This window comes from Paraburkholderia sp. USG1 (assembly GCF_031570135.1).
GTDB classification, from domain to species: Bacteria; Pseudomonadota; Gammaproteobacteria; order Burkholderiales; family Burkholderiaceae; genus Paraburkholderia; species Paraburkholderia dioscoreae.
Genome location: NZ_JAMWXW010000011.1, coordinates 135,331 through 156,230, shown reverse-complemented (window position 1 = coordinate 156,230; position 20,900 = coordinate 135,331). Strand labels below are relative to the sequence as shown.

Here is a 20,900-nt window from a genome sequence, read left to right as displayed (position 1 = left end):
TGTCGCAGAACAGATCGGAATGCGAAAGAAAACATGACACAGCATGAGTCGTCGCATCGGTCGGCCCGGTTCGGCCAAGCCGGTCAGATCACGCGAAACCCGTGCGTACCGTCGCGCGCGAGTTGGGCAACAAGACCATACTCCCATTCCAGATACGCATTCATCGCTTCACGCGCGTTATCCGTGCCCTCGTAAGGACGCCGGTAACGGTCGATGCGCGGTGATGCGAGGCGCGTCTCGCCGCTCTCGACCGGCAAGCCGGCTTCGATCCACGCCGCCGTGCCGCCGCCCAGCACCTGCACCGGCTTGCCGGTCAAGGCCGCGACCTCGGGCGCGGCGAAGCGCGCGAGCAGATTGTTGCCACCGGTGAGCACGTAACGCTGCGCATCCGGCAGCTTGAGCAACGCCTTCTCGAGTTCGCCGCGAATCACGAACCACGCGCCGGGGATATGCCGCTTCACGTAGTTCGCGCTGTCGCTGAAATCAAGCACGGCGGTGCCCGGCGATTGCAGCAGCGTGCGCAGCCCGGCCGGAGAGATTTCGTCGACGTCGGGCGGCGTGGGCGCATGGCGGGCGGCGGGCGCCGCGCCTTTTTCGCCAAAGTCCGCAGCCGTCAGACCATCCACCACATACACGTCGACGTTCATCTGCGCGAGCCACGACGCGGTCATGTTGGCGCGCACGCCGTCGTTGTCCGCGAGAATCACGCGCGCGCCGCGCACCGGCGCGAACATGTCGGTTTCCTGCACGAGCTGGCCGCCCGGCGCGCTGCGAAAGCCTGGCACGTGCCCCGCTTCGTATTCTTCGGGCGTGCGCACGTCGAAGCGATACACGCTGCGGACCGCTTCGCCAGCCCAGCGGCGCGCTTCGTCGCGCGAAGTGCGGCCCACCCTGGCGCGATCCGCCACCGCGCGCGCGGAATCGGCAGCGGCCAGACGCAGCTGATCGTCGACCACCGCGTCGAAGCGGCGCGAACTGCCGTGCGCGAGCGCCTGGCCGGCCAGCGTCCAGCCGATCGTGCCGTTACGCAGCGCCGCCACCGGATTCGGCACGCCCGCGTTGATCAGCGACTGCGCGCCGACGATGCTGCGCGTGCGCCCCGCGCAATTGACGATGATCCGCGTCGCCGGGTCCGGCGCAAGCTGGCGCGCGCGCAGCACCAGTTCCGCGCCGGGCACGCTGACGCTACCGGGAATATTCATGGTCTGGTATTCGTCGAAGCGGCGCGCGTCGAGCACCACCACGTCGGCTTCGTGATCGAGCAGCGCCTGCACTTGCGGCGCGGCGAGCGACGGCGTATGGCGCTCGCTTTCCACCAGTTCGCCAAACGCCTTGCTCGGCACGTTGACGTCCTGGAACAACTCGCCGCCGGCCTCGCGCCAACCTTGCAAACCGCCTTCGAGCAGGGCGACGTCGGTATAGCCCAGCTCGCTCAAACGGCGCGCGGCGCGCTCGGCGAACCCTTCGCCGGCGTCGAACACCACAATCGGCACGGCCTGGCGCGGCAAGCGCACCGGCGCGTCGAGTTCGAGCCGCGAGAGCGGCAGATTGGCTGCAAAAAGCGGATGACTGCGGGCGTGGGGATCTTCCTCGCGCACATCGACGAGCGCGATTTCCTCGTGCTCGAGCAGCGCGTAGCGCACATCTTCGAATGATCGGGTACGAAATGCCTGAACGAAACTCATGAGATCGGGGACTCCTTCACAACATTCCAGATATTCGGCAACACGTCGTTCGCATCGCCGGAGATAAAAGTTTTCGCGCGGCGCCGCCTGCCTGGACGGACCGTTTCACCGCACCGATATTTGCACCGTACACGTGAATGCCGATCGACGTACGGTCACCAAAAACGTTCCTCACGCGGTGAATATCGCCGCTGCCCGGAGGCACGGCATCCACGCTGCCGGCGTCGAGCCGTTTTGCCGCGTGGTTTTCCTGCGGCACGCCGTCTTCGGCGATACGGGAATGCCGAGCAATTTCCGCGCCACGCGGCAGGCCCATCAAACCCCAGACGCTGCAGAGCCAGCAATCGCTCAAACAGGTGAGCAGCCCATGCTTATTTGTAAAAAATATGGCAATCCTATTTTTAGACACCGGAGTCGGTAATATCGCGACCCCCAACTGGAAATGAAGTGACCGGATGCCGTGGATCTATCGCCAAAGTCCAGGTCGAATCGAGCAAGACGAGATCCCTGCCGGTGTCCGGCGGCTGCGTGATCGTCAACATCGTCACGCGCCGGCACATCTGGGAAAGCGGCGATCATACGATCACGGTGTCGCTGTGAGGGCCGCCGCGAACTTGGCCGTGCTGGCAGCTCCTGCCCTGTGCTTCGCCGGTTCGCCTTTGCAATGCGCGAGTTGGCCGAAAAACATAACACCGCTCATTCTGAAAAACGTCCGTATCACGGATCCGGTCCAACTCGACGACTCGATGACCACGGCGGTGCGGATCGCCTCGGAAAAGATCGGCAAAGACCTTTGGCGCGATGTCTACGACATCACCTTTTATAAACACACCGGATGCGCGATTGAAGTCATTACATCGAGCGAAGTCAGTTCGGTAGAGTGCTCGATGTCCGATCCCGTCGTGTGGGTCGTGTCGCAAAAGGTCGGCATCAAATAGTCTGATTCTGTTTAGTCCTTTGCCAGCGCCGCAGGCACGCTGCAAGCGCGTCATGCGACATGGTTCAGAGCTTTAATCGAGTACGTCGGACTCGGCTTCCACCAGCCCTTCCAGCAGGCTCTGGAACGCAAACTGCGCACCGCCCGCGCGGCCCACCTGCTCGTGCGTGAGCGTCGCGATATCGTGCGGGATAGCCTGCGGCGTACCCGCGGCTTCAGCGAGCAGTTGCGCGTGACACGCGTTGTCGAGCGCGATGTACCACCATGCCGCGGCTTCGACGCTCGGCCCGGCCGTGAGAATGCCGTGATTCTTCAGAATCACCGCCTTGTGTCCGCCGAGCGCGGCGGCGATGCGCGCGCCTTCATCGGTATCGAGCACGACGCCGCGAAAATCGTCGAACAACGCGTGATCCTGGTAGAACGCGCACGAGTCCTGGGTAAGCGGATCGAGCGTACGGCCCAGCGACGACCATGCCTTGCCATAAAGCGAATGCGTGTGCGCCGCGGATACGACGTCGGGACGCGCTTCGTGAATCGCCGCGTGGATCGCGAACGCGGCCTGATTCAGCGGCCCCTCGCCGACCACGATCTCGCCTTCGGCGTTCACGAGCAACAGATCGGACACGCGGATACGGCTGAAATGCTTGCCGAACGGATTCACCCAGAAATGATCGGGCCATTCCGGATCGCGCGCAGTGATATGGCCGGCGAGCCCCTGATCGAAACCGTAGCGCGCGAACAGGCGAAACGCGACGGCAAGCCGCACCTGCCGGTAACGGCGTTCCGCTGCGATGCTCTCGCGCGGTGGAACCTCGTCGAACCAGAATCTGCGCAACGGCGCGTGGCGCTGGATTGCCGGCGGCTCCTTCGCGAACGTGGTGATAGCGGTGAGAGAAAGATCGGTCATCGCGCCTCCGTTACACCGCCACGCGCTCGACGCGCGCAATCCGTTCGCGGGTAGTGGGAATCGGCTCACGGCCGTGATCGATATCGATCACGAAACCTTGTGCCGCATACGTTTCGGACACCCCACGGGTCTGGATCATGCCGATGAATTCGATGGACACGCTCGTGTCTCCCTGAATGGTTGCTGCCCGGCGGGGCGGTAACGTGACTGGCCGGATGCATGGTTCGCTTCGAGGCGCTTAAGGTAGCAGCGCGGCATGCGCATGTTAACTATTGATCGGCCATATCTATATCGGATCTGCATGTAACGGTCCGTGCTGTCGACGCGGTTTGCCCTGCCCGGCGCCGCGCGCACAAACCCCCTTTCGTGAACGTGGACATCGCGGCAGCGTCAGCAGAAAAGCAGAACCTTTGCGAGAATGCCCCATCGCGCGGAAGCGCCCGAAACAACAAGTGAACAGACAATGATCCCCTTTTCAGTCCTCGACCTCTCGCCGGTCACCGCGGGCGCCACGCCGGCAGACGCGTTCAGGAATACGCTCGACCTGGCCCAGCATGCGGAAAACTGGAACTACCGGCGCTTCTGGCTGGCGGAACATCACAACATGACGGGCATTGCCAGCGCGGCGACCTCAGTGGTGATCGGCTACGTGGCGGGCGGCACGAAAAAAATCCGCGTCGGCTCGGGCGGCATCATGCTGCCGAACCATGCGCCGCTCGTGATCGCGGAACAGTTCGGCACGCTCGCCTCGCTTTACCCCGACCGGATCGACCTGGGTCTCGGCCGCGCGCCCGGCACCGATCAGAGCACCGCTCGCGCGCTGCGCCGCGACCTGCAAAACAGCGCGGACTCGTTTCCCGACGACGTGGTCGAATTGCAGCGTTATTTCGCCGACCCCGTGCCGGGCCAGCGGATTCGCGCGGTGCCGGGCGCGGGTCTGAACGTGCCATTGTGGCTACTCGGCTCGTCGCTCTTCAGCGCGCAGCTCGCCGCGGCGCTCGGCCTGCCGTTCGCGTTCGCGTCGCATTTCGCGCCGGATTACATGCTCACCGCGCTACAGGTGTATCGCGCGCAATTCCGTCCGTCGGCCGCGCTCGACAAACCGTATGCGATGGTCGGCGTCAATCTGTTCGCCGCCGATTCCAACGAAGAAGCGCGGCGTCTATTCACCTCGCTGCAGCAGCAGTTCATCAATCTGCGGCGCGGCACGCCGGGTCAGTTGCAGCCGCCGGTGGAGCGGCTCGAGGCGTCGGAGATGGAATTGAACAACGTGGCGCACTCGCTCGCCTGCACGGCACTGGGCGATCGTGACGCGGTGCGCGAAGCGTTGAAGTCGATCATCGATCAAACCGGTGCGGACGAGTTGATGCTTACCGCGCAGATTTACGACCACAAGGCGCGGCTGCGCTCGTTCGAGATCGGCGCGCAAGTGCGTGAAGATCTGGCGACCGGTAGTTAAGCGCGTCGACGAATGGAGAAAGGGGCGGCCGCTGAGCCGCACCCAAAGTTGGATACCTTCCAGTCTTTGGCGTGCAGTTCAGACAGGTTCGCCCCTTTTGTCGTTCGGCGAAACCCAGCCGTTCATCACGTCACCAGCTCGACGGCAGCGCAGCCAGCCCCTCCAGCAACGCCTTGTGAAACGCCTGCGGATCCTGCATCTGCGGCGCGTGCCCGAGTTCCGGGAATTCAACCAGCGTCGCATGCGGAATCGCCTTCGCAGCCGCCTTACCCAGTTCGGGGTAATGGCCGATCTTCGCGCGCACCGCGGGAGGCGCGGCATCCTTGCCGATCGCCGTGGTGTCCTTCTGCCCGATCAAAAGCAGCGTCGGCATGCTCAGTTGACCGAGTTCATAAACAACGGGCTGCGTGTAGATCATGTCGTACAGCAGCGCGGAATTCCACGCGACGATCTGTTTGCCCGGACCGCGGTACATGCCCGCCAGCATCTGCACCCACGGTTCGTAGTCCGCACGCCACTGCCCCGCGTAATAGGTGGACTGCTCGTAGCGGCGAATGCCGTCGGCGGTCGTCTTCAGCTCGCGCTCATACCACTGGTCCACGGAAAGCGAGGGCACGCCCTTCGCCTTCCAGTCCTCAAGACCGATCGGGTTGACCAGCACCAGTTGCTGCGTCTCGTGCGGATACATCAGCGCGTAGCGGATCGCCAGCATGCCGCCCGTGGAGTGGCCGATCACGGTCGCGTCGGTCACGCCGAGCGATTGCAGCAACGCGTGCGTATTGCGCGCCAGCTGTTGAAAGCTGTACTGATAGTGCTCAGGCTTGCTCGATTTGCAAAAGCCGATCTGGTCGGGCGCGATCACGCGAAAGCCCGCATCGCTCAGTTGGCGAATGGTCCCCTCCCACGTTGCCGCGCAGAAGTTCTTGCCGTGCAGCAACACCGCTGTGCGGCCATTCGCATGCGCCGGCTTGATGTCCATGTACGCCATATGCAGCGCGACCCCTTGAGAGGTGAAATCGTACTGCCCGACCGGCGCCGGATAGTCGAAGCCCTGCAACTCGGGGCCGTAGGCCGGACCGGCATCGCCTGCGGCACTGGCAACGGCTGAGGCGGCCGAAGCGGCCTCGCTGAGCGTGACGGCGCTCGCCGGCGTAGCGGCAGAAGCAGCAAAAACGGCAGGCGCGCAGGCGGCGCCCAGTACGCAAACGCTCGACATGGCGAGCAAAGAAAGGCGGCGAAAACTCATCGAAGTCGTTTATCAAGGGAAAAGCACGGGGAGCTATGCGAGGCAGACGCACGGCCAGGCCGGCGCCCGAACCTCCGGCCGGGAGCCGACGATTCTACGACGCCCCGCCGGACTCTGCTGCCGCCGGCCCAGGCTCATCAAGCCGCCGGCCGGCCGTGGCACGCATATTGCGGTGCCCGACTTCGCCCTCTATGTGTCGTGGCGCACGGAGCGCCGCGATGCAAGGGTTGATCGTGCGCAAGGTGCGCACGCGAACCGCATCGGCACAATTCAGACTACTCGGCCGCGGCCATTCAGTGATAGAACTGGCAGACGGGCCCGCGAAGACGGAGCCGCCTGGCAGCACGAATCATCAGGGAGAGCAAGCGACCGAACCATCCGGGGCATACTAACCAGCAACCATCTTGCATGGGACCGGAGTCGGCGCTTCGCGCTCACTCCGGTCGATAAAGGAGACAGACATGGACACTCCGGCACGGCTGAACGATCTGCAACGCACCACCCTCGCCATCGTCCTGGCGGGCGGACGGGGCACGCGGCTCGGGCCGCTTACCAACAAACGCGTCAAGCCGGCCGTGCACTTCGGCGGCAAATACCGGATCATCGACTTCGCGCTGTCCAACTGCCTGAACTCCGGCATCCGCCGCATCGCAGTCGTCACGCAGTACAAGGCGCACTCGCTGCTGCGTCACCTGCAGCGCGGCTGGAGCTTCCTGCGCGGCGAGTTCGGCGAGTTCATCGACCTGTGGCCCGCGCAACAACGCGTGGAAGGCGCGCACTGGTATCGCGGCACCGCGGACGCGGTGTTCCAGAACCTCGACATCATCCGTTCCATCCGGCCGAAATACGTGGTGGTGCTGGCCGGCGACCACATCTACAAGATGGACTACACGCGCATGATCGCGGACCACGCGGAGAGCGGCGCGGACTGCACGGTCGGCTGTATCGAGGTGCCGCGCATGGACGCGGTGGCCTTCGGCGTGATGCACGTGGATGAAAACCGCCGCGTGACCGGCTTCGTGGAAAAGCCCGCCGACCCGCCCGCCATACCCGGCCGCCCGGATACGGCGCTCGCCAGCATGGGCATCTACGTGTTCAGCGCCGACTACCTGTATTCGCTGCTCGAGGAGAACATCTCGTCCGTCGACACCGATCACGACTTCGGCAAGGACATCCTGCCGCGCGTCGTCACGCAAGGCATGGCGATCGCGCATCCGTTCAGCATGTCGTGCGTGTCGTCGGACCCGAACGTGGAGCCGTACTGGCGCGACGTCGGCACGATCGACGCATACTGGGCCGCCAATCTCGACCTCGCCTCGACCATTCCGACGCTCGATCTCTACGATCGCAGCTGGCCGATCTGGACATATCAGGAACAGTTGCCGCCGGCCAAATTCGTGCGCGACATGAAGGGGCTGCAGGGCTCGGGCAATAATCTGATCGTGTGCGGGGGCTGCGTGATCTCGGGCTCGCAGATCTCGCGCTCGGTGCTCTCGTCGAACGTCAAAGTGAGTTCGTTCTGTAACATCAATGAGGCAGTCTTGTTGCCGCAGGTTACCGTCGGCGCGAGCTGCCGGCTGCAGAAAGTGGTGATAGACCGCGGCTGCGCGATACCGGACGGCACGGTAATCGGCGAAGATCCGGTGAGCGATGCCGAGCGCTTTTACCGTACCGACGACGGCGTGGTGCTGGTCACGCCGGAAGCCTTGCGGCAGACGGTAAAGTAAGGCCGGCCGCCAGCCGCGAGCCGCACCAACCCAGGATGAGACGGAGCCTATGACGATTCGCGCCCTGCACGTCGCAAGCGAGCTGTATCCCCTCCTCAAAACGGGCGGTCTCGCCGACGTCGCGGGCGCGCTGCCGCCCGCGCTGATCGAGCGCGGCGCCGATGTGCGCGTGCTGTTGCCCGGCTTCCCGGCGGTGGTGGCCGGTTTGACCGATCTCGCGCCGGTCGCGCAACTGGGGCGCCGGTTCGATGCACCGGGCGTCACGCTCGAACGGGGCACGCTGGCGTCGAACGGCCTGATCGTCTATGTGATCCGCGCGAGCACGCTGTACGACCGGCCCGGCAATCCCTATCTGAACGACGAGCACGTGCCGTACGGCGACAACGCCCAGCGTTTCGCGTTGCTCGGCTGGGTCGCCGCGCAACTCGCGCAGCAGCTTGACCCGGCCTGGTCGCCACAGATCGTCCACGCGCACGACTGGCATGCGGGGCTCGCGCCAGCCTATCTGAAAGCGGCCGAACGCCAGCATGGCCGGTCTTTCGCGCGCAGCGTCTTCACGGTGCACAATCTCGCGTATCAAGGCGTGTTTCCCGCGCACCAGTTCGGTCAACTGGGCCTGCCGGCGGACTACTTCAGCATGCACGGCGTGGAGTTCTATGGGCAACTGTCGTTTCTCAAGGCCGGCCTTTACTTCAGCGACCGCATCACCACCGTGAGCCCCACCTACGCGCGCGAAATCCAGACGCTCGCCCAGGGCGGCGGACTCGACGGGCTGCTGCGCCATCGCTCGCACGACCTGAGCGGCATTCTGAACGGCGTCGACTACACGGTCTGGAATCCAGCCAGCGACGCGCTCCTCGAAGACCACTACAGCGCCACGCGCCTCGCCGGCAAACTGGCGTGCAAGGAAGCGCTGCAAAAATGCTTCGGCCTCGCGCAGAAAAGCGACGCGCTGCTGTTCGGCGTGGTGAGCCGCCTGACCGAACAGAAAGGCCTCGACCTGCTGCTCGAGGCCGTGCCCGAAATCATCAAACATGGCGGCCAACTGGTGGTATTCGGCACCGGCGACCCAGCGCTGGAAAACGGTTTGAAACGCGTCGCGCATGCGCACCCGGAAGTCGTCGCGGTGGAACTCGGCTTCGACGAGAAGCTCGCGCATACGATCGTCGCGGGCAGCGACGTGATCGCGGTGCCGTCGCGTTTCGAGCCCTGCGGCTTGACTCAACTGTATGCGCTCGCTTACGGCTCGCTGCCGCTCGTGCATTGCGTGGGCGGTCTTGCAGACACGGTGGTGGACGCGTCGCTCGAAAATCTCGCCGACGACCTCGCCACCGGTTTCGTGTTCGAACGCTTCGATCTGAAGGGCATAGGCGCCGCGATCCGCCGCGCCTTCGCGCTCCATGAACGCCGCGCCGAATGGAAAGCGGCCCAACGGCGCGCGATGCGCCAGGACTTCGGCTGGGGCGCCTCGGCGGAGCGCTATCTGGCGCTCTATCGCGAGCTCGCCTGAGCTCGCCCGACGTGGCCACCTGGCCTCAACTGCGTGGAGCCTTGAGTCGCCGAAGCCGGCTTGACCCGTCTTTTCCGGGCGGCCAGCGCTCTCGCCGCCCAGCCTGCGCCGCCCGCGCGTTTGATGGTTCGACGCAACAACTCGGGGACGGATCAACTCGCGCGCGGCAAACTCATGTATTGTTTCCTGACGATGCAGAGTGTGCCGATTTCCTGCACCATCTGAAGCAGTCCTGCCGCATCAGGCATTCCGCACCTGCCGGATCGCCGCCGCGGCGCATCCTTCCTGTTTTCATTGATCGCGCCTACCCGTTTGCGCGGGCCATACCATGACGAAAAACGTTCTGAGCATCCAGTCACATGTCGTCTTCGGTCACGCCGGCAACAGCGCGGCCGTGTTTCCGATGCGTCGGCTCGGCGTCAACGTGTGGCCGCTCAACACCGTGCAGTTCTCGAACCACACGCAATACGGTCATTGGACCGGCGGCGCGATCGACGCCGCGCAAATGGTGGATCTGGTCGACGGCATCGGCGCGATCGGCATGCTGCCGCGTTGCGACGCCGTGCTTTCCGGCTATCTGGGCACGCCCGAACAGGCGCAGTCGGTGCTGGAGATCGTCAAGGCGGTGAAGGCCGCCAATCCGCGTGCATGGTACTTCTGCGATCCGGTCATGGGCGCCGTGAGCGGCTGCAAGGTCGAGCCGGGCATTCAGGAATTTCTCGTGCGCACCATGCCCGAAGTGGCCGACGCAATGGCGCCGAACCACACCGAATTGCAGCGTCTGGTGGGCCGCGAGATCGAGACGCTGGAGGAAGCCGTCACGGCGTGCCGCGAGCTCATTGCGCGCGGGCCGAAGCTGGTGCTGGTCAAACATCTGCTCGATCGCAACAGCCCCGCCGACCGCTTCAACATGCTGGTCGTCACCGAACGCGAAGCATGGATGGGACAGCGCCCGCTCTACCCGTTCGCACGGCAACCGGTGGGGGTGGGCGATCTGACGAGCGCGGTGTTCGTCGCGCGTACGTTGCTCGGCGATTCGATCCGCGCCGCCTTCGAACACACGCTTGCCGCCGTGAATGCGGTGGTGAAGGCAACCTGGCAAGCGGGACGCTACGAGCTCGAACTGGTCGCCGCGCAAAGTGAAATCGCGCAGCCGCGCGAGTGGTTCGATGCATGGGTGGCGGATACGGCGTAGGTGGCGTGCAGGCACGCCTGCGCCAGGTCATCCCCGCACTACGGGAGCGGAAATGCTGTTATACGCCAGCACGAGCGATCCGTAATGGCCGCCGCCACGAGCAAGTAACTCATGCCGCGCGCCCGCGCCAGTCAGCGGGCCGTCCTATAATGCGTGCCGCGTGGACGAGGCCCGTGCCCTTCCGCGCCGCACTTTCAGGCACCCGGCATTCAGCAGACGAGGCATCGATGGACGGTTATATCCGCAGCGAGCGGGAAGAATATTTTGAGCAGTTGTGCATCAGCGTCGATGCCGACGAGACGCACGAACAGGAAGCGATCGAGTTCTTCGAGAGCCAGTTCGACCAGGCCGATTTCGATCCCGCGCAGTGGCTCGACATTGCGCTCTACTATTCGCCCGCGGTGGCGCGCGGCATCGTCGACATGGTGACGCCGGACGACAAAGCGCGCAGCAATATCGCGGAAGTGATCGCCGACAACCTCGACATCTCGTACGGTGAGGACGAATGCCAGCAGTTCGCCGAGACCATCGAATTCGCGCTGAACAACGGCGTGCCGGTGGATCTCGACCTCGTGCTCGACGGCTGCCAGCGCGCCATCGACGATCTCGACACATGGGCCGACGACGACACCAAGGCGCCCCTTCTGCGTCTGCGTGAAGAATTGCTGCGCCAGCAAGGCGAGCACTGAGCGCTCGGCTTTAGTTCGCACTTCACGACGCCTTTACCTCGGCGCAGGCATGCGGGATCGTTCCCGACGCTGCGCCGCGGACACCCGGCCGGCGCATTCGCGCCGGTCTCTTAAGCATGTGCCGCAATCGGCACCCCCGCGCCGGCATCCGTACCCGCACGCTGTCAGCGAATGCGCTGCGTCGGCTATGCCGAAATGCTCATTCAAAACGCCTTGAACTGCCAAGACGACGGCAAATTGGCTTTCTATATTCGGGCCAGATTGACGGACGGATGAACGCGCCGGTGCGTCCCCAGGGGGCTTCCCTCGGGCGTATTCCACTATTGTTTATGGCGACCGATCATCCGAGTCTCCCGATGCGCGCCGTGCAATGTGCACGCTCGTGCGTCGAAATCCAGCGTTACTGCCTTGCCGCTTTCACACCCTGAACTGTCGATGGAAGGAGAGACCATGAGTCTTCGCAATACGCTGAAACCGCTTGCCCTGTTCGTTGGCGCTATCTTCGCCGTCGCGCCACCGGCCACGTTCGCCGACGACCTGCCGGTGAAGGTCGGTTTTGCCGCGCCGCTGACGGGCGCCAACGCCGGCTACGGCAAGGATCTGGAGAACGGTGTCCGGCTCGCGATCGAGGAAGCCAACGCGCAGAAGATCAAGATCGGCGACAAAGTCGCGCAATTCCAGATCGTTTCCGAAGACGACCAGGCCGACCCGCGCATCGGCGTGCAAGCCGCGCAGAAGCTGGTCGACTCGGGCGTGTCGGCCGTGGTGGGCCACTTCAACTCGGGCACGACGATTCCCGCCTCGCAGATCTACGAGCAGGCCGGCATTCCGGTGATCGACCCGGCGGCCACGAATCCGGTCATCACGGGACGCGGCTTCGCGAACACCTTCATGGTGATTTCCACCGACGGGCAAAACGCCGGCAATGCGGGCGTGTATGCCGTTCAGGTGACCAAGGCCAAACGCATCGCGATCATCGACGACCGGACCGCGTTCGGCCAGGGCGAGGCCGACGAATTCGAGAAGGCGGTGAAAGCACATGGCGGCAGCATCATCGCGCGTGAGTACACCGACAATAAAGCAGTCGATTTCAGCACGCAGATCACCAAGCTCAAATCGACCAACGCCGATCTGATTTTCTTCGGCGGACTGGACACGCAGGCCGCCGGCTTCGCGAAGCGCATGAAGCAACTGGGCATGAACGCGCAACTGGTGGGCGGCGGCGGCGTGATGGATCAGGATTTCATCAAGCTAGCCGGCGATTCGGCTGAGGGCGTGATGGCCTGGGAATATGGACGGCCGCTCGCCCAACTGCCCGGCGGCAAGGATTTCTCCGCGAAGTTCAAGAAGCGTTTTGGCGTGGATATCCTGTCCTACGCGCCGTTCGGCTATGACGGCGCATGGGCCGCGATCAAGGCCATGCAGCAGGCCAAATCCGCCTCGCCGAACGTCTACCGGCCCGTGCTCAAGGCCATCGATTTCGACGGCGTGACCGGCAAGATTTCGTTCGACAGCACCGGCGCGTTGAAGAGCGGCGCATCGACGCTCTATCAGGTCAAGAGCGGAGCGTGGGTGCCCATCGTGACGAAGACGGGCAGCTAAGGTACTTTCCGGTTCCGGCACGGGTTTCGTTGTTTGCGCCCGTGCCGGCAACATCGCTACCGGTTCTTAGAATCCGTAACCTTGACGACCAGTCCGGCATCGAGATCCCGCTCGATTCGCACGAGGTCGTCGTGCATTTCGGCGAATTCATTAGCAGAACACATCTGATGGCCAAAGGCGGCGCGCAGGTGCCGCCTGACCTGCAGGAGCCGCGCGGCGGGATCGAACACGTAGCTGGATGAAAACGTCACGAAGCGGCTCTGCACCGCGGTGTCGGCCGGCAAATCCGTCACCCGCGCGAAGCGCGGCAGCGTCATTTCCAGCGTCTCGTCGAATTCTCCACCTATGCAAGTCCACGGCTGAGTCCTCAGAGGCTCCGCAAGCCACGCCTGCACCTGCGAGCCCATGCCGCCGGAGAAACTCGTCAACGCCGGTATTGCAGTGGTGCCGTCGGTCCAGACGAAATGCTCCACTTTTCCCTGCATCGACGTGGCAAACGGCCCATTTGTGGCGATGAGATCCGCCGTGTGCAATTGCGCGGTGCCGTGCAGACCCGTCTGTAATAAACGGTTCGCGGCGATTTGCTGCGTGCGTTGCCGCGTCGCCCGCCGAAACGTGTTGCGCTCTATTTCGGCGGTAAAACCCGCGTCTTCCGCGCGGTAGGCGTAATGCGCCGCGCCGCTTTCATCGACGTCGATCTGCACGCGCGCGCTGCGTTCGCGCAACTGCGTGGCCGGCGTTCGCGAGAGGACGCCCTCGTCCACCAGCAGCACCGGCCTGTCCATCACGCTCGGCGGCAGATAACCGAATGCCGTGCCGCCGGCGGTCGTATCCGCATACAACGACAACTCAGGAATCCAGACAATCGCGTGATTGATTGCGCTTGCGCCGTAGCCGGGCACGTCGGGCAAACTGTAGTACGGCCCGAGGTTGAGCAACACAGCCTCGCTGCGGATGCCGACCGCCGCGAGCAATGCCCCATAGAGCGCGACATGATCCTTGCAGTCGCCATAACGGTTGCGCAGGATATCGATCGCCTTGTGCGGAATCGCCGCCGTCTCGCCGAGAAACAAGGCCACGTAGCGGATATTCAAACGCATCCAGTCGTACAGCAACTGCGCCTTCGCGCGCGGGTCGGCGGCGCCGGCGGTCAGCGCTTGCGCGAGGCGGACGATCGCCGGATCGCCAATCGTCGCGTCGAGCGCGGGCCCGCGATACCGCGCGGCAAAATTCGCGAAGTCCGGCACCGTCGATACCATCAGGCGGTCGCCCCAGTTCGCATAGCCGACCGACCCCGCTTCGAGCGGCGCATACGGCCCGTGCCGATAGTCGAACTCGTAGCGGGTACGGCCGTTGGCCGTGACCGGCGGCACAGCGACGTAGCCGCGCGCGTCGGCATAAAGCGGCACGTCGGCGGGCAGATCGAAAATCAGGCGCTGCAGTTCGACGGGGTCGCGCGTCGGTTCGACGAGATACGCGAAGGTGCCCGCCTGCAACGGTTTCGTGCGGGTCTTGCGAAACGCCAGATGCACGCGTGAGCCCGGCTCCACGCCGGGGAAAATCACCGTGCGCAACACACCGTCCTCGAAGCTCGGCGCGCCTGCGGAGCGCGGCTCCTGCACGTCGCGGATCGCCTCGGGACCGACGGGATGCGCGACGCCGCCCGGATCGATCGTTTCCGCGGCCAGCAACTGCACCTGCTCGATGTCCTTGTTGAACCACACATAGCGTTGCGCGATATCGTCGACGCCGCTCGTCGTGTTGGCGCGCAGAACCGTGTCGTCGTGTTCCTCGATGGAGCCGTCTTTCTGGATCGTGAAGAGATGGACGTCGCGCTCGATTGTGGAGGGCGCGAGGTCGTCGCCGGATACGGTGGACGCGCTGTCGTCGGCCCATGCGATAGCCGGCGACAGTGCGCCAAGCGTCAGCCAGAAGGCCAGCCTGAGAAAAACCGCCGGGCACCGCCTCATGTGCACCGCGCCCTGCCCGGCGCGCGCGTGGCTCGCGGACTCGAAGCGAATGCAACACGAAACATGCGCCGCACCGTTCGCGCGACGCATGGCGAGACAGTGACGCCGGCGAGCGCCCGCTGCAACGTGACGGCTATTTTCCCCAAGATGCACCCCGGCTCAGTTCGTAGCGTGGTTTTAGCACATTGGCAGCCGGCGCGCGTTTTCGTTGTTTCCACCCGTTTCACTAGTCCCGATCCAACTACTTGGAATCGAAGAAGCACACATAATGAACGGACAGCAGCGCGCCATTACTCCGTTTCGCCGAGCTGCCCGAGTAAAGCCTGCAACCGCTCCACGTGCCTGAGCAGCAGATGGCGATGTTTTTCGATCTGCTCCAGCCGCCCCGCGAGATCGGCCTGGATCGGATCCTCGAGATCGGCGGCGGCGATCACGTCTTCCACCTTGGCGCGCACCGACGCCAGTTCCACCGGCGCATGACTCAGATGCCGCTCGAAACGCCGCACCTCCTGAATCGCCACGTCGCGGACCTTGCGAAAATGCGCCTGCCGCCGGTGCGTTTCAGCGTCGAGGGTTTCTTCTTCGACACGTCTGGCCGGTCCCGGCTGGCCGAAGATCGGCTCAGGCGGGCGCAGCACCGTCTTCTTTCGCACGGGATGCGCCGTACCGCGAAAGCGCGCGAGCGGCTGTTCGTTGTCGATCGCTTCGCGTGCGTTGAGCGGTATGTCCTGCTCGGTGTGCGGGACGTTCATCCAGCCACCCGGCAATCCGGTGACCGCTTCGATCCCCCGCACGAATTCCTCGCTGAATTCGCGTTGACCGGACAACATCAGTTTCAGGTAGCTCGCGGAAAAGGTCATCATGCGCGCGAGACGCGTCGCCGCACCGACCTCGCGGGTCAACAGCACCAGGTTCGCTCGCCAGACCGGGAGCAGCAATTCGTCGGAATCTTCCATCGCTGGGTCTTCCATCTTTTTGCCCGATGTAGTGATCACGCGCTCGCGCGCGTCATCGTTTTGAAAGGGTAGCCGCTTCACCGCATAACGCGCAATCCCGGCATCTCAGCGCGTGAGCGTCGATCTGTCGTAATTACACGCCACCGCGCCAATGCACACCGTCAGCCGCCCTTCACCGCCAGAGGCGGTTCGCGGCGCTCGCCGTTGTGAATTGACACGTGCGTCTGGTCAGCGTTCCTCCGCACCACGCGCGCAATGTGGCATGCTTGCAAACCGCTGCGGTACGCCCCGTGCTGCAGCGTTAGTACCCCAACACTGAGTTAAGGATTCTGTAATGAAGAAGATCGTCCTCGCCATCGCGGCTGCCGTCGCCGCACTGAGCGCCATCGCTCCCGCACAAGCGTATGAGCATCATCATCATCGCGAGTGCCACAAGGTACGCGTTCATCATCACTGGGAAAACCGCTGCCATTAAGGGTGGCGCCATGCCCTGACCGGCACGGCACACTGCAAAGCCCCGCTAGAAGCGGGGCTTTTTTTCGCCGGCAAGGTTGGGCACGGAGCAACGCGCCATACGCGTTCCATACGTTCTGCGCGAACACGGCAGCATGCAATCACGGACACATGCTGTTACACCTTTGCGGCGTAAGCCGACGCGGACACGGCGTTGCGCAACTTGCGCAGCGTCGTGAACCGCGTGGAAGAGAAGAGAGAGAGCCCGCAGTGCAGGCTACAACGTATAACGCCGGCGTCACGCCGCCTCGACGCGCTCCAATGCATTGACGACGAGCGCTTCCAGCAAGGGCTCGACTTTCGCAGCCAGCGTTTCGTCATACGCATACGGCATGTGCTCTTCCATATACGTGATCTGCGACAGTTCGAGTTGCAAGGCATGCACGCCTTGCGACGGCTGCCCGTACTCGCGCGTGATGTACCCGCCCTTGAAGCGGCCGTTGGCGATAGCCGAATAGCCGCCGTCATGCCGCTCGACGATAGCGGCCATTTCCTCGGCCAATCCCGCCACCGCGCTCGCACCATTGGCCGTGCCGAAGTTGAAATCGGGCAGACGTCCTTCGAAGAAACGCGGCACGTGCGAGCGGATCGAATGCGCTTCCCACAGCAGCACTCTGCCGTGTTTCGCTTTCAATGCCGCGAGCTCGCCCTGCAGCGCCTCGTGATACGGTTTCCAGTAAGCATCGCGACGACGCGCGACTTCGGCCTCGGTGGGCAGATGGCCGTCGAGATACAACGGTTCCTTGTCGAAGGTATCGACCGGCAACAGGCCAGTCGTGTCCTGACCCGGGTAGAGGTTCGCGCCGTCGGGCGGACGGTTCAGGTCGATCACGTAACGCGCGTAGGTCGGCGAAAGAACCGACGCACCCATGCGTGTCGCGAACGCGTAGAGACGATCCAGATGCCAGTCGCAATCGTCGGTGCGTTGCGCGACCGGCGTCATGGTCGCGGCGATGTCGGCGGGAATTTGCGTGCCGAGATGTGGAATCGAAACAAGGAGCGGCAGGCGTCCCTGATGCAGCGAGAAAACCGGCGGTGTATTCGAAGCAGTCATGTCAGTCCGGAATCGATAGGATCGAAGAATCAGTTCAGCAGATCGTGCAAAGGCCCGCTCGCGCGCTTTATTTGAGCAGTTCCGCAAGCGCCACGCGATAGCGCGCGTACGCGCCCTCTTCATCGCGATGCCGGCGGTTGTCGACGACCTTCTCGCCACCGGCATAGACATCGCGAATCGGCGTATTGCCATGCTCGCAGAATACAACGCCCGAGAGCCACGTGTCCGGCACATGCTCGGCGATGTTCGAATGATCCGCGTCGAGCACGAGCCAATCGGCGCGGCGGCCCGGCTGCAAGGCGCCGACCGCGCGGCCCGTCGCGCGCGCGCCGCCTGCCAGCGCGGCGTCGTACAGACGGTCGGCGACATGCGTCGCTTGCGCCGACGCCAGCACGTTGCGCTGCCGCCGTGTGAGGCGCTGCCCGTATTCGAGCAACCGCAGTTCCGCGCGCCAATCGACGCCGATATGGCTATCCGAGCCCACGCCAATGCGCCCTTGCGCGTCGAGATAGTCCTGCGCCGGAAAAATGCCGTCGCCGAGATTGGCTTCGGTCGTCAGGCACAAGCCGGCGACGGCGCCGCTCTTCGCGAGCGCCAGCGTTTCGTTGGTATCCACATGGGTGGCATGCACGAGGCACCAGCGGCTGTCGACATCGAACCGATCGAGCAGCCATTGCACCGGACGCGCCCCTTCGGTTTCGAGGCACGCGTCGACTTCGGCGGTCTGTTCGGCAATATGAATATGCACGGGCGCGGTGCCGTCGATACCGCCGAGCAGCGCGCGCAATGAATCCGCGGAAACCGCGCGCAGCGAATGCGGCGCCACGCCATAACGCAACGCGGCGCTTTCAGGGCGCGCCGCGCGCAACGTGCCGAGCAGATCGAGCAAACTCTCCGGCGTGTTGATGAAACGCCGCTGATCGTCACGCGGCGCACGTGAGCCGAAGCCGCCGTACTGATACAGCACCGGCAGCATCGTCATGCCGATCCCGCTCGTTGATGCCGCATCCACGACACGCTGCGCGAGTTCCGCCTGATTCGCATAGCGCTCGCCCCCCGGCATGTGATGTACATAGTGAAACTCGCACACCGACGTATAGCCCGCCTTCAGCATCTCGATGTACAGCCACTGTGCGACGCTCGCCAGACCCTCCGGCGTGATGCGCGCGGCGAAGCGATACATCAGATCGCGCCAGCTCCAGAAATTATCCGTGGCGCCCGCGCCGGAGGCAGCGCGATATTCGGTGAGGCCGGCCATCGCGCGCTGAAACGCGTGAGAATGAAGATTCGGCATGCCAGGCAATACCGGACCGGCGGCTTTTTGCACGCCGGCGGGCACCGTGGAAGTATCAGGCGTGACGGCCGTCAGCGTGCCGTTTGCGTCCCACTCGAGCAGCACGTTGCGGCGCCAGCCATCCGGCAGATACGCGTGCCCGGCGAATAGCGATTGATTCATGGGTTGCTTCTGCGATTGCGATTGCGATTGCGTCATCTCAGGCCCTGGCTCGATTCACGCCGCGCATAAACGGTCTCGCCCGCACGCACCACTCGCGCGCACAACGGGCGTCCAATCCAGTAAGCCAGCTCGGCCAGCGAGTCGACCGACCACACCGCGAAATCGGCCGCGCGCCCTGCTTCCAGCGAGCCGTGCCGATCCGCCTTGCCGAGCGCGCGCGCCGCGTGCGACGTCACGCCTTGCAGCACTTCGGGTACGGTCATGCGAAAGAGTGTGGTCGCCATATTCATCATCAGCAGCAGCGACGTGGCGGGCGACGTGCCGGGGTTGCTGTCGGTCGAAATCGCAATCGGCACCTGATAGCGCCGCAGCAATTCCAACGGCGGCAACTGCGTCTCGCGGATGAAGTAATACGCGCCCGGCAGCAACACGGCCACCGTGCCGGCTTCCTTCATCGCGGCAACGCCGGCTTCGTCGAGAAATTCGAGGTGGTCGGCGGACAGCGCATGATGACGCGTCGCGAGTGCCGTGCCGCCGCCGTTCGACAACTGCTCGGCATGCATTTTCACCGGCAGTTGGTAACGCTCCGCCGCCTTGAAGACGCGCTCGCTCTGTTCCAGCGAAAAGCCGATGCGCTCGCAGAACACATCGACCGCGTCGACGAGACCTTCGTCCGCGAGCGTCGGCAGCATCGTGTTGCAGACTTCGTCGATATACGCATCGGCGCGGCCGGCGAATTCAGGCGGTAGCGCGTGCGCGCCGAGAAACGTCGTGTAGACCGTCACGGGATAACGCTCGCCCAATTGACGCGCTACGCGCAGCATCTTGCGCTCACTGGCGAGATCGAGGCCGTAGCCGGATTTGATCTCGACGGTCGTCACGCCTTCAGCGAGCAAGGGTTCGAGCCGCGCAGCCGACTGACGCAGCAGCGAGGCTTCGTCCGCGGCACGCGTGGCGCGCACCGTGGAGACGATACCGCCGCCCTGCCGCGCGATTTCTTCGTAGCTGACGCCCGCGAGGCGCTGCGCGAACTCGTCCGCGCGTTGCCCGCCGTACACCAGGTGCGTATGGCAATCAACGAGACCGGGCGTCACCCACGCGCCGTGCAGATCTTCGCGCGGCCATGCGGCGTAGCCGGCGGGCAATGCGGAGGCCGCGCCGAGCCACACGATCGTGCCGTTTTCAACGGCGATCGCGGCATCGGGCAGCGTGTGTTGGGGATCGCCCTGCGGGCAAAGTTTCAGGTGATGCCAGACGGTTTGCTTCATCGCGTGCTCTTTGCAGCTTGTTGCGTGTCTGTGGTGGTTCGCGTGCGTGCGCCGTGACATTGGCGAGTATGCACGCGAATCGTCGTCATCTTTTTGCGTAGCGGATGCTGATCGCGAGCAAGGCGCCCTCGCCTTCCACCGCGCATGACAGCGCGTGCGGCGAATCGATGCGCAGCGTGTCGCCGGTATCGAGCGGCAGCGGTTGCGCGTCGCCGGGCGTGACCCGCACGGCACCTTGCGCGCAATACAGCAGAACCGCGTCAGCAGAAAGCGTGCGTTGCGTTGGCCCGCGCCATACTTGCACTTCCCCCTGCGCCGCGTCGCGACGCACCATCAGGTTGAAGTCGCGCGTTGCGCCGTCGACGAGGCGTGCCTCGATGCGCGCCTCGCCGGTGAAATGGGCCATGTCGAGCGCTTGCGTCAACGCGTAGGTCTTCACGCCGTGCGCGCTGCTCCCGTCGCCGGCTTCGTCGAGCAACATGCCCGCGCCGGACAACAACACGAGCGTGCGATCAATGCCGGCAAAGCGCGAGAACGGCCCGGCTTGCGCGACATCGGCCACGCTCACCCGCCATACGAAAGCATCGAGCCCCGCGCCTTCGGGAAACGCCGCCACCTCGCGCGTGACGCCGCCGCCGTTCTTCCACGGCGCCGCCACGAGTTCGGCGCCGCGAATCAGCGTGAGGGTTGCCCCGCCGACGACGAGCGTGCCGTGAAGCGCCACGA

General features: G+C 64.2%; 19 protein-coding genes. 8 read left to right on the top strand and 11 right to left on the bottom strand.

Features of this window, described 5'->3' with window-relative positions; translation table 11 throughout:
- Window positions 1-83 precede the first annotated feature (83 nt).
- A complete protein-coding gene (locus NE850_RS16725; protein ID WP_007182399.1) occupies window positions 84-1,685 on the bottom strand; it encodes a rhodanese-related sulfurtransferase in 1,602 nt (533 codons plus the stop codon).
- A gap of 16 nt (window positions 1,686-1,701) precedes the next feature.
- Window positions 1,702-2,001, bottom strand: a complete 300-nt coding sequence (locus tag NE850_RS16720; protein WP_051059024.1) for a hypothetical protein — start codon at window positions 1,999-2,001, stop codon at window positions 1,702-1,704.
- A 139-nt stretch (window positions 2,002-2,140) separates the two neighbouring features.
- On the opposite strand from NE850_RS16720, the gene NE850_RS16715 reads away from it, so the two are divergent.
- Window positions 2,141-2,623, top strand: a complete 483-nt coding sequence (locus NE850_RS16715; protein WP_232064131.1) for a hypothetical protein — start codon at window positions 2,141-2,143, stop codon at window positions 2,621-2,623.
- A 72-nt stretch (window positions 2,624-2,695) separates the two neighbouring features.
- Here NE850_RS16715 and NE850_RS16710 read toward each other — a convergent pair whose 3' ends face one another.
- On the bottom strand, window positions 2,696-3,529 hold the full coding sequence (locus NE850_RS16710) for a class II aldolase/adducin family protein (protein ID WP_007182401.1): 834 nt from the start codon (window positions 3,527-3,529) through the stop codon (window positions 2,696-2,698).
- Between the two features lie 10 nt (window positions 3,530-3,539).
- Window positions 3,540-3,689 (bottom strand): hypothetical protein, encoded by a 150-nt coding sequence (locus tag NE850_RS16705; protein WP_007182402.1) that lies wholly within the window; start codon window positions 3,687-3,689, stop codon window positions 3,540-3,542.
- Window positions 3,690-3,992: 303 nt separating this feature from the next.
- Here NE850_RS16705 and NE850_RS16700 point away from each other — a divergent pair, with 303 nt between their 5' ends.
- Window positions 3,993-4,988 carry an LLM class flavin-dependent oxidoreductase gene (locus NE850_RS16700; RefSeq protein WP_007182403.1) on the top strand — a complete coding sequence of 332 codons (996 nt, stop codon included), beginning with the start codon at window positions 3,993-3,995 and terminating at the stop codon, window positions 4,986-4,988.
- 130 nt (window positions 4,989-5,118) lie between these two features.
- On the opposite strand, the gene NE850_RS16695 is transcribed toward NE850_RS16700, so the two are convergent.
- Window positions 5,119-6,234 carry an alpha/beta fold hydrolase gene (locus NE850_RS16695; RefSeq protein WP_007182404.1) on the bottom strand — a complete coding sequence of 372 codons (1,116 nt, stop codon included), beginning with the start codon at window positions 6,232-6,234 and terminating at the stop codon, window positions 5,119-5,121.
- Between the two features lie 461 nt (window positions 6,235-6,695).
- On the opposite strand from NE850_RS16695, the gene glgC reads away from it, so the two are divergent.
- From glgC to NE850_RS16670, 5 genes are all read left to right on the top strand, one after another.
- Window positions 6,696-7,961 carry a glucose-1-phosphate adenylyltransferase gene (gene glgC, locus NE850_RS16690; RefSeq protein ID WP_007182406.1) on the top strand — a complete coding sequence of 422 codons (1,266 nt, stop codon included), beginning with the start codon at window positions 6,696-6,698 and terminating at the stop codon, window positions 7,959-7,961.
- A gap of 49 nt (window positions 7,962-8,010) precedes the next feature.
- Window positions 8,011-9,471 (top strand): glycogen synthase GlgA, encoded by a 1,461-nt coding sequence (gene glgA / locus NE850_RS16685; protein WP_007182407.1) that lies wholly within the window; start codon window positions 8,011-8,013, stop codon window positions 9,469-9,471.
- A 328-nt stretch (window positions 9,472-9,799) separates the two neighbouring features.
- On the top strand, window positions 9,800-10,666 hold the full coding sequence (gene pdxY, locus NE850_RS16680; RefSeq protein WP_007182408.1) for a pyridoxal kinase PdxY: 867 nt from the start codon (window positions 9,800-9,802) through the stop codon (window positions 10,664-10,666).
- 227 nt (window positions 10,667-10,893) lie between these two features.
- Complete coding sequence (locus NE850_RS16675; RefSeq protein ID WP_007182409.1) at window positions 10,894-11,355, top strand: hypothetical protein; 462 nt, start codon at window positions 10,894-10,896, stop codon at window positions 11,353-11,355.
- Between the two features lie 450 nt (window positions 11,356-11,805).
- Window positions 11,806-12,957, top strand: a complete 1,152-nt coding sequence (locus NE850_RS16670) for a branched-chain amino acid ABC transporter substrate-binding protein (protein WP_310698936.1) — start codon at window positions 11,806-11,808, stop codon at window positions 12,955-12,957.
- A gap of 56 nt (window positions 12,958-13,013) precedes the next feature.
- Here the strand turns inward: NE850_RS16670 and NE850_RS16665 are convergent, their stop codons facing one another.
- Both NE850_RS16665 and NE850_RS16660 read right to left on the bottom strand, forming a co-directional pair.
- Entirely contained in the window at window positions 13,014-14,927 is a 1,914-nt protein-coding gene (locus tag NE850_RS16665; protein WP_035518670.1) for a DUF3857 domain-containing protein, read from the bottom strand.
- 290 nt (window positions 14,928-15,217) lie between these two features.
- Window positions 15,218-15,883, bottom strand: a complete 666-nt coding sequence (locus NE850_RS16660) for a hypothetical protein (protein WP_007182412.1) — start codon at window positions 15,881-15,883, stop codon at window positions 15,218-15,220.
- 334 nt (window positions 15,884-16,217) lie between these two features.
- On the opposite strand from NE850_RS16660, the gene NE850_RS16655 reads away from it, so the two are divergent.
- The gene (locus NE850_RS16655; protein ID WP_165185551.1) at window positions 16,218-16,358 is read left to right on the top strand and encodes a hypothetical protein; all 141 of its coding nucleotides are present in this window, start codon (window positions 16,218-16,220) and stop codon (window positions 16,356-16,358) included.
- Between the two features lie 276 nt (window positions 16,359-16,634).
- On the opposite strand, the gene hutG is transcribed toward NE850_RS16655, so the two are convergent.
- From hutG to NE850_RS16635, 4 genes are all read right to left on the bottom strand, one after another.
- Window positions 16,635-17,450: an N-formylglutamate deformylase gene (gene hutG, locus NE850_RS16650; RefSeq protein WP_165185548.1), complete on the bottom strand. Its 816-nt coding sequence runs from the start codon at window positions 17,448-17,450 to the stop codon at window positions 16,635-16,637.
- A gap of 67 nt (window positions 17,451-17,517) precedes the next feature.
- Entirely contained in the window at window positions 17,518-18,906 is a 1,389-nt protein-coding gene (locus NE850_RS16645; protein ID WP_310698935.1) for a formimidoylglutamate deiminase, read from the bottom strand.
- A gap of 32 nt (window positions 18,907-18,938) precedes the next feature.
- Window positions 18,939-20,174: an imidazolonepropionase gene (hutI, locus tag NE850_RS16640; protein WP_007182416.1), complete on the bottom strand. Its 1,236-nt coding sequence runs from the start codon at window positions 20,172-20,174 to the stop codon at window positions 18,939-18,941.
- Window positions 20,175-20,259: 85 nt separating this feature from the next.
- A complete protein-coding gene (locus tag NE850_RS16635) occupies window positions 20,260-20,898 on the bottom strand; it encodes a HutD family protein (protein WP_007182417.1) in 639 nt (212 codons plus the stop codon).
- Window positions 20,899-20,900 lie beyond the last annotated feature (2 nt).